The following is a 15873-nucleotide window of genomic DNA, read 5'->3' as shown; positions in this document are numbered from 1 at the left end:
ATCAGCCCGCCTTGCCGCCCTCGACCCAGTCGATGATCGCCTGCCACTGCGCCAGATCGCGCTCGGCGCGCGACGCCGGCAGATCGAACAGCGTCATCCCGGCGGCCGCCGTCTGGACGTATAACTGCGTGTCGCGCAGATAGGCCAGTACCGGCAGTTCGTAGCCGGCGAAGAAGCGCTCCAGCTCGCCTGCCGCGCGGGTCCGCGCATCGACCCGCATGCCGATCACCGCGACATCGGCCTTGCCCTTGCGCACGGCCTTTTCGTCGAGCAGTTCGGTCAGGAAATGGCGCGTCGCCCGCATGTCGAACAGCGACGGCTGGACCGGCACGATGACCCGTGCCGACAGCTTGAGCACCTTGTCGAGCAGCTTGCCGGACAGGCCGGCCGGCGTATCGAGGACGACATGCGAGGTGCGCTTGGGCGGCCGCGCGATGTGGTCCGGGCCGATTTCCCAGGTCTCGATGGTCGGCAGTTCAAACGGCCGGCTGGCCAGCCATTCGCGCGACGACTGCTGACGGTCGATGTCGCCGAGCATGACGTCGCAGCCGCGGCTGGCAAAGTAACCGGCAAGATTGGTGGCCAGCGTGCTCTTGCCCGAACCGCCCTTCGGATTGGCGACCAGGAAGCCCTTCATGATGCCGCCTCCGTCGCCGGCGGCGGCTCGGCGCCGAGCGCCGCCTCCTGCTTGAGCAGGATGCCGCGCACCAGATTGACGTGCTCGCGCAGCGTGTAGACCAGATCGGTGAAGCCGAGCGGCACGCGCAGCTGACTCGCCTCGTCATCCAGCGCATCGAGCCGGCTGCGGTATTCGCCGAGGCGGCGCTGATCGAAATGGTGTTTCAGATCGTCTTCGAGAAACTTCAACTCGCCGTAGCAGCGGAAAACCTTGGAGCGCACGCGCCAGTTATAGAGCGCCGGCGCGATGCGCATCAGCGGGATGAGCAAGGCGATGACCGGCACCAGCAGCACGATCATGCGGTCGACCAGCACGGCCAGCCAGAAAGGCAGATAGCGCTGCAGGAAGGGCGCGCCGGATTTGAAGAAGCGCTCGGCCTCCGGCGCCAGCGGCAGCATCGGATCGAGATAGGCCGGAAACTCGTTGGTCGTCTGGAAGAAGCCCGGTTTGCCATGCACTTCGCGCGCTGCCTGCAGCAGCAAGGCCTGCAGTGCCGGATGCAGGTCGTCGCGGACGATCAGGTTGGCGGTCGGCGCCAGCACGCGGATGTCTTCCGGCGGCACGTCGCGCACCAGGTCGGCGACGCCGCGCGGCAAGGTCAGCCGGGTCAGGAAAGGATAGCGCCGCTCGTAAGCCCAGGACTGCGTGAAGTTCATCAAACGCACGCCCGGCGAACGCAGCAGCACCTGGACCACCGGCGCACTTTCGGCGGCGATGATGAAAGCGGCATCGATGCGCCCCTGCTGCAGCTCCTCGGCGGCGTCGAGACCGGAGAAGGCAACCAGGTTATCGCCCATCGGCACCTCGTTGGCGGTCAGCAGCGTCTGCGCCAGCGCGCGGATACCCGAACCTTCCTGGCCGACGGCGATGCGCTTGCCCTGCAATTCGCTCAGCCGGGTCATTTCCGGACCGCGGTAGAACACCCAGACCGGTTCGTAGAACACCGAACCGAGCGACAGCAGGCCGGATTCGTCCTCGGCATCGGGGTCGTCGGCGGGTTGCAGCACGCCGCCCTGGACGAAGGCGATCTGGGCTTCGTCGTTCTTCAGGCGCTCGAGATTCTGCAACGAACCGGCCGAGGTCTGGATGTCGAGCGTGATGCCATCACGCGCCAGAATCGCCGCGTAACGCCTGGCGAACTGGTAGTAGGCGCCGCTCTCGCCGCCGGTGGTGATGCTCATGCGCTTGGGCGGCGCCGGCTCGACAAACTGGAAGGCAACCGCAAAACCGATACCGGCGATCAGGAAAATCCACCACGCGGTGGCGAACAAATCGCGCAGGGACAACAGCCCCGCCTTGATCTTGGCCATGTTGCTAACCCCCAGCCTATTCTTTTGGCAAGCAAAACCGGGAGGGTATCACCGAGCCGCGCCGGCAATCCACCGTGCACGGAAATTTGCCGATTCCTGCGGTCGACCGCAGGAATCGGCCAAAATCACAACGGCGTCAGCTTGGCATATTCCAGCGCCAGCCATTTCATGCCGTGGGCACCGCCGAAATTGACCTGCACCCGCGCATCGGCACCGCGCCCCTCGGTGGCGACGATGACGCCGGCGCCGAACTTGGCGTGCTCGACGCTCTGCCCGATGCGCAAACCGCCGGCTGCCGGTTCCGGCGCGTAGCCGCCGCCGGACGACGAACGCCCATAACCGCCCCAGGCCGGCTCGGCCTTCTTGTTCAACTTGAGCAGCAGGCCTTCCGGAATCTCGTCGAGGAAGGAGGATGGCGTGCAGTAGCGCGTCTGGCCGTGCAGCATGCGGCTTTGCGCGCAGGCCAGGTAGAGCCGGCGGCGGGCGCGGGTCACCGCGACGTACATCAGCCGGCGCTCTTCCTCCAGCCCGTCGCGCCCCTCGTTGACCGCATTCTCGTGCGGGAACAGCCCCTGCTCCAGGCCGGTGATGAAGACCACGTCGAACTCCAGGCCCTTGGCGGCGTGTACGGTCATCAGCTGGACCGCTTCCTGACCTTCGCCGGCCTGATGCTCGCCGGCTTCCAGCGAGGCATGCGTCAGGAAAGCGGTCAGCGCGTCCATCTCGCCGGCCTCGGCCATCACCACGCCGTCGGCGTCGACGAAGGTGGCGGCGGCGTTGATCAATTCATCGAGGTTTTCCAGCCGTTCCTGCCCTTCCTTCTCGGTCCGGTAATGCTGGGTCAGGCCGGATTTTTCGACGACGTGCTCGATGATCTCGGGCAGCGGCAGACCGGCGGTTTCCTGACGCAGCGTTTCGACCAGCCGGATGAAGGCGCCGACCGTCTGGCCGGCCTTGCCGGTCAGCGACGCGGCGGCGTTGTACAGGCTGGAATTGATCTGGTGAGCCGCCGCCTGCAGGTTTTCCAGCGAACGGGCGCCGATGCCGCGGGTCGGGAAGTTGACCACGCGCAGGAAGGCAGTGTCGTCGTCCGGATTGCCGATCAGCCGCAGGTAGGCCAGCGCATGCTTGATTTCCTGCCGCTCGAAGAAGCGCAGACCGCCATAGACCTTGTACGGCACGGCCTTGGTGAACAATTCGTGTTCGAGCACACGGGACTGCGCGTTGGATCGGTAGAGCAACGCGATCTGCGTCGGCGACACGCCATCGCGGATCAGTTCGCGCACCTCGTCGATCACGAAACGCGCCTCGTCGAGGTCGTTGTAGCCCTCGAAACAGCGGATCGGCTCGCCGTCGCCGGCGTCGGTCCACAGGTTCTTGCCCAGACGTTCGCGGTTGTGCTTGATGATCGCATTGGCGGCGGCCAGGATGTTGCCGTGTGAACGGTAGTTCTGCTCCAGCCGGATCACGTTGTCGCCGGCGTAGTCGCGCTCGAATTCGCGCATGTTGCCGACTTCCGCGCCGCGGAAGCGATAGATCGACTGGTCGTCGTCGCCGACCGCGAAAACCCTGGCGCCGCCGCCGGCCAGCAACTGCAGCCAGGCGTACTGCAAGCGGTTGGTATCCTGGAATTCGTCGACCAGGATGTGCCGGAAGCGCTGCTGGTAATGCGTGCGCAGCGGTTCGTTGCGCTGCAGCAATTCATGGCAGCGCAACAGCAGTTCGGCGAAATCGACGACGCCTTCGCGCTGGCACTGGATCTCGTACTCGGCGTAGAGCTCGACGCGCTTCTGCGTGTAGTGATCGTAGGCCTCGGCCTGCGCCGCGCGCACACCCTGTTCCTTGTGCGCATTGATGAAATGGCACAGCTCGCGCGGTGGGTATTTCTCGTCGTCGACGTTGAGATTCTTCAACAGCCGCTTGACCGCCGCCAGCTGGTCGCCCGAATCGAGGATCTGGAAAGTCTGCGGCAGGCCGGCCTCGCGGTAATGCGCGCGCAGCAGCCGGTTGCACAGGCCGTGGAAGGTGCCGATCCACATGCCGCGCACGTTGATCGGCACCAGCGCCGCCAGCCGCGCCGTCATCTCGCGCGCCGCCTTGTTGGTGAAGGTCACCGCCAGCACGCCGTGCGGCCCGACCTGGCCGGTGGAAATCAGCCAGGCGATGCGCGTGGTCAGCACGCGTGTCTTGCCACTGCCCGCCCCGGCCAGGATCAGGGCGTGCACGGGCGGCAGGCTGACGGCCTGCAACTGCGGCGGATTCAGATTGGCAAGAAGATCGGACATGGATTGAACCTGAGCTATTACTAAAGGCGTAGAATGGCACCCGAAACGGTTAACGGTAAAAAGGTCTGACCAATTTGTTGCATTTGTGCAACGCAGCAATTTGGGGCGCGCATTTTTTTACGTTTCAGGAAATAGCCGAAAGTATACTGGCGTTAATTTTTTTGCAGTGCACAAAACTTTTCACTGACAAGGCAGTCTCAGCAGTAAGTGGGCAGACCCCACGACATAAAAGGAGTAACAGCATGAACAGCATGAACGCCCCCAAGATCCTGCCGTGGATCGCCAAGCGGGCCGGCATCAGCGAAGAGCTCGCGCTCAAGCTGTGGCGTCGTGCCGCCGGCGAAGCCGAATTTCTGACCGGTCAGACCGAAGGTTCCGAATTCTGGGGCCTGGCCGTCGAGCGTTTCCTGGCCATCGTCGAGGACGAGGTCGGTTGCCAGCCCGGCGACAAGCTCAGCCCGGCACCGCAACTGACCTGGATGTGGCGTCACCAGACCCGGATGTCGCTGCTGTCGCTGATGGCCGCGCAAAACACCTACCGCTTCTGGCAGAACGCCTGGGAAAACCTCTACCCGGCAAAAAAAGCCGCCTGACCGGGCGACGCTGAGCCGGTCCGTGCCGGGCCGGTTCGGCGATACGACGCCGGACGCCCGGTCCCCGGCAACCGCCCGCTCGCACGGGCAAGCCTCTGCGCTTTTTCGGCCGTTGCTGCGGTCGACCGCGACAACGATCCAAAAACCCGCCAGAAAACCCGCGCCGTCGCCCGTCGGCGCAACCGCTATAATTCGCGGTTTGATCGTTTCAGCGACTCCCCATGCAGGAAAAATACACCCCGGCCGACCTCGAGCGCGCCGCCCAGCAACACTGGGATGAAACCGGTGCCGCCCGCGCCGTCGAAGACGCCAGCAAACCCAAGTACTACTGCCTGTCGATGTTCCCGTATCCGTCGGGCAAGCTGCACATGGGCCACGTGCGCAACTACACGATCGGCGACGTCCTCTCGCGCTTCCACAAGATGCAGGGTTACAACGTGCTCCAGCCGATGGGCTGGGACGCCTTCGGCATGCCGGCCGAGAACGCCGCGCTGGCCAACAACGTCGCCCCGGCCGGGTGGACCTACTCGAACATCGAGTACATGAAGACGCAGCTCAAGTCGCTCGGCTTCGCCATCGACTGGGAACGTGAGTTCGCCACCTGCACGCCCGAGTACTACCGCTGGGAGCAGTGGCTGTTCACCCGCCTCTATGAAAAGGGCCTGGTGTACAAGAAGCTCGGCACTGTGAACTGGGACCCGGTCGACCACACCGTGCTCGCCAACGAACAGGTCATCGACGGCCGCGGCTGGCGTTCCGGCGCGCTCATCGAGAAGCGCGAGATCCCCATGTACTACATGAAGATCACCGCCTACGCCGAGGAACTGCTCGCCGAACTCGACAACCTGCCGGGCTGGCCGGAACAGGTGCGCCTGATGCAGAAGAACTGGATCGGCAAGAGCACCGGCGTCCGCTTCGCCTTCCCGCTGGCTGACAACGCCGATGAAAAGCTGTGGGTGTTCACCACCCGCGCCGACACCATCATGGGCGTCACCTTTGTTGCCGTCGCCGCCGAGCACCCGCTGGCCACCCGCGCTGCCGCCAACAACCCGGAACTCGCAGCCTTCATCGAGGAATGCAAGAAGGGCGGCGTTGCCGAAGCCGACCTCGCGACGATGGAAAAGAAGGGGATGCCCACCGGCATCTACGTCAGCCATCCGCTGACCGGCGAGAAGGTCGAAGTCTGGGTCGGCAACTACGTGCTGATGAGCTACGGCGACGGCGCCGTGATGGCCGTGCCGGCGCACGACGAGCGCGATTTCGCCTTTGCGCTGAAGTACAAGTTGCCGATCAAGCAGGTCGTCGCAGTGGCTGGCGAAGCCTACGACAGCGCAGCCTGGGCCGAGTGGTATGGTGACAAGCAGCGCGGCGTCCTGGTCAACTCCGGCAAATACGACGGCCTCGGCTACGAAGCCGCCGTCGACGCCATCGCTACCGACCTCGCCGCCAAGGGCCTGGGCGAGAAGAAAACCCAGTTCCGCCTGCGCGACTGGGGCATCAGCCGTCAGCGCTACTGGGGCTGCCCGATCCCGATCATCCATTGCCCGACTTGCGGCGACGTGCCGGTCCCGGACGACCAATTGCCCGTCGTCCTGCCCGAGAACGTCGAGATCACCGGCGCCGGCTCGCCGCTGGCGAAGATGCCCGAGTTCTACCAGTGCAAGTGCCCGAAGTGCGGCGGCGACGCCAAGCGCGAAACCGACACCATGGACACCTTCTTCGAGTCGTCCTGGTACTTCCTGCGCTACGCCTGCCCGGACAACGCCACGGCCATGGTCGACGAGCGCGTCGCCTACTGGTGCAAGGGCGGCATCGACCAGTACATCGGCGGCATCGAGCACGCCATCCTGCATTTGCTGTATTCGCGCTTCTTCACCAAGCTGATGCGCGATGTCGGCCTGATCGGCGACCTCGGCGAGCCCTTCGCCAACCTGCTGACCCAGGGCATGGTCGTCGCCCCGACCTTCTACCGTGAAGGCGAGAATGGCAAGAAGCTGTGGCTCAACCCGGCCGAGGTCGATGTCGTCACCGACGAGCGCGGCCGCCCGACCGGCGCCACGCTCAAGGCCGACGGCCAGCCGGTGATCATCGGCGGCACCGAGAAGATGTCGAAGTCGAAGAACAACGGCGTCGATCCGCAGTCGCTAATCGAACAGTACGGCGCCGATACCGCGCGCCTGTTCATGATGTTCGCGGCGCCGCCCGACCAGTCGCTGGAATGGTCCGACGCCGGTGTCGAGGGCGCGTTCCGCTTCCTGCGCCGCGTCTGGAAGACGGTTTACGATCACGTTCAGGCCGGTACGGTCGACGCGAAAATCGACCAGAAATCCCTGTCGACCGCACAGGCCGACCTGCGCCGCAAGCTGCACCAGACGATGGGCAAGGTCGCCGACGACTACGGCCGGCGCAAGCAGTTCAACACCGCCATCGCCGCCGTCATGGAACTGCTCAATGCCTACGACAAGTGCGACCTTTCCGATGCGGCCGGCCGGGCGCTGGCTCAGGAAGTTCTGGAAAGCACCGTGCTGCTGCTCTTCCCGATCGTCCCGCACATCGGCCAGGCGCTCTACGGCGAGCTGAAGCCGGGTGCCGACGCCGGCCTGGCCGCCTTCCCCAAGGCCGATCCGGCCGCGCTGAAGCAGGACGAAATCGAACTGATGGTGCAGGTCAACGGCAAGCTGCGCGGTGCCATCCGCGTCGTCGCCGAAGCCGACAAGGCCAGCATCGAAGCGGCCGCGCTGGCCAATCCGGAAGCGCAGAAGTTCATGGAAGGCAAGCCGCCGAAGAAGGTCATCGTCGTCCCCGGCCGCCTGGTCAACATCGTCGCCTGAGGAAACTGCCATGCGCTTCCCGACCGCCACCCTCCTCGCCCTTGTGCTCGCCGTTGCCCTGGCCGGCTGCGGTTTCCATCTGCGGGGAGCGGGAAGCTCGGCAATTCCCTACAAGAGCCTGTACATCGCCCTGCCGGAAAGCGCCGAAGTCCGCATCTGGCTGGAGCGCTACGTGCGCGCGGTCGGCACGACGCAGATCAGCGACGACGCCAAGCATGCGGAGGCCACCTTCCAGCAGCTTTCCGATACGCGCGAAAAGAGCATTCTCAGCGTCAACGCCCAGGGCCGCGTGCGTGAGTACCGGCTGCAGATGAGCTACCGTTTCCGCCTGGTCAATGCCAAGGGCCAGGAACTGGTCGCACCGACGGAAGTGGTGCTGACCCGCGACATCAGCTACGACGACTCCAACGTGCTGGCCAAGGATCTGGAAGAAGGCCTGTTGTGGCGCGACATGAACAATGATCTGGTCAACCAGATCATGCGCCGGCTGTCGATCATCAAACCGAAGAACCCGGACATCGACGAAGAAGACGAGTGATGCTGCTCAAGGCCGAGCAACTCCAAGCCCACCTGGAACGGGAACTGCGCCCGCTCTACGTGCTCTACGGCGACGAACCGCTGCTGGTCCTCGAAGCCGCCGATGCCATCCGCGCCAAGGCCAGGCAGGCCGGCTACAGCGAGCGCGAAGTGCTGACCGTGCTGCCGCAATTCGACTGGGGCCAGCTGCTGGCCGCCGGCGGCAACCTGTCGCTGTTCGGCGACCGCAAGCTGATCGACCTGCGCATCCCGAACGGCAAACCCGGCAAGGAAGGCAGCGCGGCGCTGCAGCAGTGGTGCCAGAACCTGTCGCCGGACAACCTGCTGCTGATCACGCTGCCCGAACTCGACTGGCGCGAGGAAAAGGCCGCCTGGTTCACCGCGCTGGCCAACGCCGGCGTCGCGGTCAAGCTCAACGCCCCGCCGCTGGCCGAACTGCCCGGCTGGCTGGCCGGCCGCCTGCGCCGCCAGCAGCAGAGCGCCGATCTGGACAGCCTGAAGTTCATCGCCGAACGCGTCGAGGGCAACCTGCTCGCCGCGCACCAGGAAATCCAGAAGCTGGGTCTGCTGCACCCGCCGGGCCAACTGAACATGGCGCAGGTGCGGGAATCGGTGCTCAACGTCGCCCGCTACGACATCGACAGCCTGCGCGAAGCCCTGCTGGCCGGCGACATCGGACGCATCGCCCGGACGCTGGACGGCCTGATGCAGGAAGGCGAAGCACCGCCGCTGATCCTGTGGGCGCTGGGCGAGGAAATCCGTGCGCTGGCGACGATCCGCATCGGCCTGGACGGCGGCCGCCCGCTCGACGCCCTGCTCAAGGAAGCCAAGGTCTGGGGCCCGCGCCAGTTGCTGATCAAAAAGGCCGTGCAACGGCTGTCGACCGCAAGACTGGAGGCCGCCCTGCGCCATGCCGGAAAGATCGACCGCCTGATCAAGGGCATCGGCCACGGCAACGTCTGGGAAGAATGTCTGCGACTGATGCTCGATTTGTGCGCCGCGCCGTCGAAAAAGGCCGCCATTAGCGTGTAAGCTTCTCCCGACAAAAAAATCGGGAGGGGTCCCAACATGCGTCGCCGTTCGTTCTGCGCCCCGCTATTGCTGGCGGGCCTGTGCCTGCACGTCCAGGCCCGGGCCGACGAGGTCGTCACACTGCTGCCGCTGTCGCTCGACGAACTGATCGCCACGCCGGTGATCACCGCCTCGCGGCGTGCCGAGGGGCGCGATCAGACGCCGGCCCACATCATGGTCATCACCCGCCAGCAGATGCGCGACCGCCGCTACAAGAACCTGGCCGACCTGCTCGAGGATCTGCCCGGCGTCGACTTCCAGCGCGGCACCCGGTCGACGCAATACAACAATTTCGTTTTCCAGGGACATGTCGGCAACAACAAGCTGCTGATCCTGCTCGACGGCGTGCGCATCGATCATCCGGCCGGCGGCAAGATTCCGGTCGCCGAAAACTTCTCGCTGTACTTCGCCAAGCAGGTCGAGGTGCTCTACGGCCCGGCCGCTGCGTTGTACGGCGCCGACGCCTTCGCCGGCGTGATCAACATCATCACCGAACGCGCCGAGCAGAGCGGCGGCAAGGCGTCGGCCGGCATCGGCAGCTTCGGCTCGGTCGACGGCGATTTCCTGGTCGACGGCAAATTTGGCCCGGACATCACGTTGACCGTAGGTGCCCACTCGCAGCACAGCGACCGTGCCAAGCTCGACCAGTACTACCCGGAGGCCTTCCCGAAAGTCGATGCGCGCACGGTCGGCGGCACCGTCGTCGTACCGGCCGCCCAGCGCGAGGCTTACGTCGGTGAAATGCGCAGCGGCAGCCTGTACGGCCGACTCGACATCGGCGAGAAGCTGACCCTCGGTTTCTACCGCAACAACTTCCGCAGCCTGAGCAGCACCGGCGACCGGACCAGTGCGACGATCTATCGCGACGACGTCTTCTGGGACACCACCATCGACAACTGGTACGGCAAGTACCGCTTCCAGCTCGGCGACCGCCTGAGCGGCGAAACGATCATCGACCACTCGGTCTACGAAGTGTCGCCGGAATCGCGTTATCTCAACACCTTCACCGATTTCGCCGATCACGGCTACGACTATTCCTACGGTCGACGCAGCGGCATCGAGCAAAACTTCACCTGGCAGGCGAACGACGATCATTCCGTGCAGGCGGGCGTCGGCTATCGCGACTTCCACGCGATCGAAACCCCCGACCTGCCGCGCCCCTACGATACGTCGCTCGGCTCGGGCAACCAGGGGATGACCTATCCGAACACGGCCATCCCGTTGCAAATCTTCGATGTCCGCTACCACAGCTGGTCCGGCTACCTGCAATGGCAGGCGCGCTGGTCGCCCAACTGGTCGACGGTGGCCGGCCTGCGCCGCGACTGGTATTCGACCTACGGCGGCAGCACCAACCCGCGCGCCGGTGTCGTCTGGCAACCGAGTCACGGCAATGTGTTCAAGCTGCTTTACGGCGAAGCCTTCCGCGCGCCGTCGCCGGAAGAAAGCTACAGCGCCTTCGGCAGTTTCAACGGGGCCGGCAATCCGGTCGGCACCTTCCGCGCACCAAACCGGCTGCTGCAGCCGGAACGCTCGAAAACCTGGTCGCTGACCTGGGACTGGCGCCCGTCATCGAGCGTCAACCTGATCACCAATGCCTACCGGACGGAAGTCGATGGCGTCATCGTCACCCGGGCGGATGCCACCCCCGTCCAGTACATTCCCGGCGTCGTGCTCGGCGCCACCGAATCGAAGCAGAACGGCGGTCGCGACGAATACCATGGCATCGATCTCATCCCGCAATGGCAAATTCACCTCGGCGGGCCGTGGACCGCAGACCTCTGGGGCAGTTACAGCTATGTCAGCGGCCGCGTGCGGGAAACCGACAACGGACCGGAACTCAGGCAGATCAACATCGCCGCCCACAAGGTCAAGCTCGGCGTCACCTTCCGCTATCAGGACTGGCTGACCGTCACGCCGCGCTGGCAGTGGATCGGCGACACCAGCACCGGCGCCGTCAATCGCACGCAGAACGACCGGGTCAAGGAAACCGGCAGTTATGCCGTGACCAGCCTGCACATCGGCGTGCACAAGCTGGCGGCCGAGCACCTGTCCCTCTACCTGGACATCTACAACCTTTTCGACCGCCGCTACTACGCCGCTCACACCTCGTCGTCGAGCGCGGTCATGCAGGCCGTTCCGCAACAACCCCGTACCGTCATGGGCACGGTCGAACTGCGCTTCTGACATACGTGACGCCCCGCCCCGCTTTCACCTCGCACTTGCGCCGGCTACTGCTGGCCGGTTTCGGCTGCCTGTTCGCGACTTTTCCAGTGCTGGCGCAGGACGTGTCGGAATACGGCATGAAGGCGGTATTGTTCTATCGGCTGCCGCAATTCATCTACTGGCCGGGTGGCGCACCACAGCCGAATCCCACGGTACTGTGCGTCGCCGGCCGCAATCCTTTCGGCAACGCGCTCGGGCAGATCGAGCAGGGTCGAGGCCAGATCGAGGTACGCCTCGGGGTCAGCGAGATCACCGCCTGCCACCTGCTGTTCATCGCCGGCAGCGAAGCCGCCAACCTCGGCAGTTGGCTGGAACGCGCTCACGCCCGGCAGATCGTCACCGTCTCCGACCTGCCAGGCTTTGCCCGCAGTGGCGGCATGATCGAACTGCCGCTGGACGGCGAACGCATCAGCATCGTCGTCAACCGGCGTGTCGCCCGCCGGATCGGTTATGAATTCAGCGCCCAGTTGCTGCGCCTTGCCCGGGTGATCGAGCCATGAGCACGAGCAATTTCCTGGCCCCTCTGCTACCGCCGCCGACCATCCGCAACAAGCTGGTGGCGCTGTTCTTCCTGCTGCTGCTGGTGCTGATCGGCATGGTCTTCGCACTGGTCTATGCGCAACAGCGGGAACTGCTGCGCACCCAATGGACCGGATCGATGACCGCCCAGGCCCGACTGATCGCCCGCAACATCGAAGCGGCAATCGCCTTCGAGGACCGTCGTGAGGCCAGTCGGCTGCTCGAATCGCTGTCCGCCATCCCGGCCGTCGAGCTCTGCCGGGTGCTCGCCGCCGACGGCAAGACCCTGGCCGAATACCGGCGGCCCGGCGCATCGCCGGAAATCATTCCGGACGGCACCGACAGTCCCCGCTTCCTGCCCGGCCACCTGCTGGTCCGGGAGCCGATCCTGCTACCCATCCGCAACGAACCCAGCGGACACATCGAACTGCTCGCCTCGCTCGACGATTATTACGCGGCGATGCACCGCACACTGCTGGAAACCGCCCTGCTGCTGCTGCTCGGCCTGTCCTGCGCGCTGTTGCTGACGCGCTATGTGGTCGGCCGGCTGATCAAACCGCTGGAACAACTGGACGACCTGACCCGGCAGGTCTCGCAGAACCCGACGCTCGACGAGCGCATCGCCACACTGCGCCGCGATGAAATCGGCAGCCTGGGGCAAAGCTTCGACCGGATGCTCGATTCGCTGCAGCAACGCGACCAGGAACTGGCGCGCTACCGGGAATCGCTGGAAACCATGGTCGCCGAACGTACCGCCGCGCTGCAGAAGGCGATCGCCGAAGCCGAGCGGGCGAACCGCGCCAAGTCGGACTTCCTGGCCCGCATGAGCCATGAAATCCGTACGCCGATGAATGCCATTGTCGGGCTCAGCCATCTGCTGCTCGACTCGCCGCTGACCGCGCAACAGCGCGAGCATCTGGAACAGGTCGTGCTGTCTTCCGATGCGCTTCTGGGCATCATCAACGACATCCTCGACTATGCAAAGGTCGAAGCCGGCAGCCTGAATCTCGAACACCTTCCCTTCGACCTGTCCACCGTGTTTCGCTCGGTCAGCGGACTGTTCGCGATCAAGGCCAGGGAAAAGGGCATCACGCTCGATTTCACGATCGCCGGCGATGTGCCGCTGCAACTGCAGGGCGATGCGCTGCGCCTGAGCCAGATCCTGATCAACCTGGTCGGCAACGCACTCAAATTCACCGACCGCGGCGGCATCGGCGTCTCGGTCAAACGCCTGGGCGAAACGGAGCAACGCCGCATCTGCCTGGCGTTTGCCGTGACCGACAGCGGCATCGGCATTCCGGAAGAAAGCATCGCCCATCTGTTCGACCCCTTCGCCCAGGCCGACAGCAGCATCACCCGCCGTTTCGGCGGCACCGGCCTGGGGCTGGCCATCTGCCGGGAACTGGTCACGCTGATGGAGGGCCGGATCGAAGTCAGCAGCCAACCGGGAGAAGGCAGCACCTTCCGGTTCACCGCGTACTTCGATCGGCCGGCGGCCCAGGAGGCCAACAACCCGTTGCAGGTAGCGCGACAACCGTCGGTACGCCATCCCCGCTGGAACGGCGAAAAAGTGCTGCTGGTCGAGGACATTCCGGTCAACCGGACGATCGCCACGGCGCTGCTGCAGAAAGTCGGGTTGCGCGTCGATTGCGCAGCCAACGGTGAAGAGGCCCTGCAGCGGCTGGCGGCGGAAACCTACGCCTTGGTCCTGATGGACATCCAGATGCCGGTCATGGACGGCCTGACCGCAACCCGGCGCATCCGCGAGCAGCCGGCGCTGAGCCAGTTGCCGATCATCGCGATGACGGCGCATGCCACCCCGGAAGGGCACAGCCAGTCGCGGGCCGCCGGCATGAACGCACACATCAACAAACCGATCATGCCGGCGCTGCTGTACGAGGAAATCGCCCGCTGGCTGCCAGCCAGCGGCCAACTGCCGGAGACGGCGGAGCCCGGCGAGCCGACGCTGGACTGGCCGGCACTGTACGGCATCGACATCACCCGGGGACTGAGCCTGCATATGCAGCGTCCGGTGTTCTACCTGCGCTCGCTGTACGCCTTCCGGCGCGATTTCGCCGGCGTCGAACACGACATCCGTAGCGCGCTGGCCGGGGGACGACGCGGCGAGGCCAAGCGCCTGGCCCATTCCGGCAAATCGATCGCCGGCTCGCTGGGTGCCGAGGCGCTGGCGGAAGCCGCGCGCCGGCTGGAGCAGGCACTGGCCGACGAAGCGTTCCTGGGCGACCGGCTGGAGGGCCTGCTGCAGGCATTCGGCCACGAGCAACAGAAAGTCATCGAAGGACTGGCCGCACTCCCCGCCGTACCGGGAGAGGCACGCGATGCCTCACCGGCCGACATCGATTCGCTGTTCCGCCGGCTGAGCGCCAGCCTGGCCGGTGCCCGGGCGGAGGCGGGCGACGAATTCGCGGCGCTGCGCGATGCACTCGGCGTCAACCGGATCGGCGACGGGCACCAGGCCGAGGAACTCCGCCAGATCGGCGAACTGATCGATGACGTCGAGTACGAAACCGCCCGCGAACGTCTAGAGAGACTGCGCCAACACTTGAGCGAGGCCCGTCGATGAATGTCGAGCACACCGTTCTGGTCGTCGACGACGCCAAGCAGAACCGCGACCTGCTGACCGAACTGCTGCGTCACGAATACCGGGTGATCCTGGCCAAGAACGGAAGCCAGGCGCTGGAACGCGCCCAGGAACTGCAACCGGACCTGATCCTGCTCGACGTGATGATGCCGGACATGAGCGGTCTGCAGGTCATCCAGCAACTGAAGAACGACGACCGGACGCGGCACATCCCGGTCATTTTCATTTCCGCACTGGACTCGCCCGGCGACGAGGAGCGCGGCCTGGACCTTGGTGCGGTCGACTACATCCGCAAGCCGTTTCATCCGTCCATCGTGCGCAAGCGGGTACGCAACCACCTGCTTTCGGTCCACCACCGGCGGCTGCTCGAACAACTGGCGATGATCGACAGCCTGACCGAGATCGCCAATCGCCGGCGTTACGACGAATCGCTGGAAAACGAATGGCGCCGTTGCGCCCGGCTCGACCTGCCGATGTCGCTGGGCATCATCGACGTGGATCATTTCAAGGCCTACAACGACCATCTGGGCCATGCCGCCGGCGATCAGGCACTGCACCGGATCGCCCGGGCCCTGCAGGATTTCGTCCGGCGCCCCGGCGACCTGGTCGCCCGCTACGGCGGAGAAGAATTTGCCTTGCTGCTGCCGGGAACCGACGTGGCGGCGGCAGGCAGCATCGGCAACGACATCCAGGCATGCGTGGCGGCCCTGCAGCTTCCCCACCCGGCCTCGCCGATCAGCAATGTCGTGACGGTCAGCCTGGGCGGCATCACGACCATTCCGCGCGGCGGCCAGGTCGATCCGGCGTTTTTCGTCGCCGCCGACCAGGCACTCTATGCCGCCAAGGCGGCCGGCCGCAATCGCTGCGTCTGGCGCAGCGGCTGAGGACTCAAGTGTCGGCGGGCCCGGGCGCGGCGGCGGGCGGCGCATCCGGTTCCAGGTCTTCCCAGATGCAGGAGCACTCCTTGCGCACGTCGTGCAGGCCCGGCTTGCTGGCTTCCTGAACCAGGCATTCGCCCTGGCACTCCTCGGAAACCACCACCAGCTTCATGTCTTCGTCCACCTGGCGCTCGCCATCCCAGTAGCTGCACGTTGCGCAAACTTTGACCTCGGTCGGCAAAATCAGTTTATCGGCCATCTTTTTCTCAACGGAAAGCCCTGTTGTCGTTGCGGTTAAGAGTTTACCCGCTTCCGGAAGTTCCCGCTGCGTTTGCTGGCTATAAT

At 65.1% G+C, this 15873-nt stretch carries 12 protein-coding genes; 8 read left to right on the top strand and 4 right to left on the bottom strand.

The annotated features are described in order from the left end of the window. Position 1: 1 nt before the first annotated feature. The 3 genes from L0962_RS14945 to L0962_RS14935 all read right to left on the bottom strand — a co-directional run bounded on the left by L0962_RS14945 (position 2) and on the right by L0962_RS14935 (position 4274). Positions 2-637: a ParA family protein gene (locus tag L0962_RS14945; protein ID WP_234087258.1), complete on the bottom strand. Its 636-nt coding sequence runs from the start codon at positions 635-637 to the stop codon at positions 2-4. Beyond that, on the bottom strand, positions 634-1989 hold the full coding sequence (locus L0962_RS14940; protein WP_234087257.1) for a TAXI family TRAP transporter solute-binding subunit: 1356 nt from the start codon (positions 1987-1989) through the stop codon (positions 634-636). Before L0962_RS14940 ends, L0962_RS14945 begins: the two co-directional genes overlap by 4 nt. 125 nt (positions 1990-2114) lie before the next feature. Then, positions 2115-4274, bottom strand: coding sequence for a UvrD-helicase domain-containing protein (locus L0962_RS14935; RefSeq protein WP_234087256.1), 2160 nt, complete (start codon positions 4272-4274; stop codon positions 2115-2117). Between the two features lie 242 nt (positions 4275-4516). Here L0962_RS14935 and L0962_RS14930 point away from each other — a divergent pair, with 242 nt between their 5' ends. From L0962_RS14930 to L0962_RS14895, 8 genes are all read left to right on the top strand, one after another. Beyond that, complete coding sequence (locus tag L0962_RS14930; RefSeq protein ID WP_234087255.1) at positions 4517-4867, top strand: hypothetical protein; 351 nt, start codon at positions 4517-4519, stop codon at positions 4865-4867. 221 nt (positions 4868-5088) lie between these two features. Beyond that, positions 5089-7698 (top strand): leucine--tRNA ligase, encoded by a 2610-nt coding sequence (gene leuS, locus L0962_RS14925; RefSeq protein ID WP_234087254.1) that lies wholly within the window; start codon positions 5089-5091, stop codon positions 7696-7698. A gap of 10 nt (positions 7699-7708) precedes the next feature. Then, positions 7709-8236, top strand: a complete 528-nt coding sequence (gene lptE / locus L0962_RS14920) for an LPS assembly lipoprotein LptE (RefSeq protein ID WP_234087253.1) — start codon at positions 7709-7711, stop codon at positions 8234-8236. Next, positions 8236-9267 carry a DNA polymerase III subunit delta gene (gene holA, locus L0962_RS14915; RefSeq protein ID WP_234087252.1) on the top strand — a complete coding sequence of 344 codons (1032 nt, stop codon included), beginning with the start codon at positions 8236-8238 and terminating at the stop codon, positions 9265-9267. Before lptE ends, holA begins: the two co-directional genes overlap by 1 nt. 36 nt (positions 9268-9303) lie before the next feature. Next, entirely contained in the window at positions 9304-11490 is a 2187-nt protein-coding gene (locus L0962_RS14910) for a TonB-dependent siderophore receptor (RefSeq protein WP_234087251.1), read from the top strand. A gap of 5 nt (positions 11491-11495) precedes the next feature. Further along, positions 11496-12029, top strand: a complete 534-nt coding sequence (locus tag L0962_RS14905; protein WP_234087250.1) for a YfiR family protein — start codon at positions 11496-11498, stop codon at positions 12027-12029. After that, a complete protein-coding gene (locus tag L0962_RS14900; protein WP_234087249.1) occupies positions 12026-14632 on the top strand; it encodes an ATP-binding protein in 2607 nt (868 codons plus the stop codon). The genes L0962_RS14905 and L0962_RS14900 overlap by 4 nt, the downstream gene beginning before the upstream one ends. After that, complete coding sequence (locus L0962_RS14895) at positions 14629-15534, top strand: diguanylate cyclase (protein WP_234087248.1); 906 nt, start codon at positions 14629-14631, stop codon at positions 15532-15534. The genes L0962_RS14900 and L0962_RS14895 overlap by 4 nt, the downstream gene beginning before the upstream one ends. A 4-nt stretch (positions 15535-15538) precedes the next feature. Here the strand turns inward: L0962_RS14895 and L0962_RS14890 are convergent, their stop codons facing one another. Further along, positions 15539-15787 (bottom strand): hypothetical protein, encoded by a 249-nt coding sequence (locus L0962_RS14890; RefSeq protein WP_234087247.1) that lies wholly within the window; start codon positions 15785-15787, stop codon positions 15539-15541. Positions 15788-15873 lie beyond the last annotated feature (86 nt).

Source organism: Azonexus sp. R2A61, from assembly GCF_021401135.1.
In the GTDB taxonomy this organism is placed as follows: Bacteria; Pseudomonadota; Gammaproteobacteria; order Burkholderiales; family Rhodocyclaceae; genus Azonexus.
The sequence above is the reverse complement of the archived record's forward strand: the minus strand, read 5'-3'. Positions and strand labels throughout refer to the sequence as shown.

Excerpts from the sequence above, each read along its gene's own strand:
- L0962_RS14940 (WP_234087257.1), bottom strand. The coding sequence starts at position 1,989 with ATGGCCAAGATCAAGGCGGGGCTGTTGTCCCTGCGCGATTTGTTCGCC.
- L0962_RS14895 (WP_234087248.1), top strand. The coding sequence starts at position 14,629 with ATGAATGTCGAGCACACCGTTCTGGTCGTCGACGACGCCAAGCAGAAC.
- holA (WP_234087252.1), top strand. The coding sequence starts at position 8,236 with ATGCTGCTCAAGGCCGAGCAACTCCAAGCCCACCTGGAACGGGAACTG.
- lptE (WP_234087253.1), top strand. The coding sequence starts at position 7,709 with ATGCGCTTCCCGACCGCCACCCTCCTCGCCCTTGTGCTCGCCGTTGCC.
- L0962_RS14910 (WP_234087251.1), top strand. The coding sequence starts at position 9,304 with ATGCGTCGCCGTTCGTTCTGCGCCCCGCTATTGCTGGCGGGCCTGTGC.
- L0962_RS14945 (WP_234087258.1), bottom strand. The coding sequence starts at position 637 with ATGAAGGGCTTCCTGGTCGCCAATCCGAAGGGCGGTTCGGGCAAGAGC.
- L0962_RS14890 (WP_234087247.1), bottom strand. The coding sequence starts at position 15,787 with ATGGCCGATAAACTGATTTTGCCGACCGAGGTCAAAGTTTGCGCAACG.
- L0962_RS14935 (WP_234087256.1), bottom strand. The coding sequence starts at position 4,274 with ATGTCCGATCTTCTTGCCAATCTGAATCCGCCGCAGTTGCAGGCCGTC.
- L0962_RS14900 (WP_234087249.1), top strand. The coding sequence starts at position 12,026 with ATGAGCACGAGCAATTTCCTGGCCCCTCTGCTACCGCCGCCGACCATC.
- L0962_RS14930 (WP_234087255.1), top strand. The coding sequence starts at position 4,517 with ATGAACAGCATGAACGCCCCCAAGATCCTGCCGTGGATCGCCAAGCGG.
- leuS (WP_234087254.1), top strand. The coding sequence starts at position 5,089 with ATGCAGGAAAAATACACCCCGGCCGACCTCGAGCGCGCCGCCCAGCAA.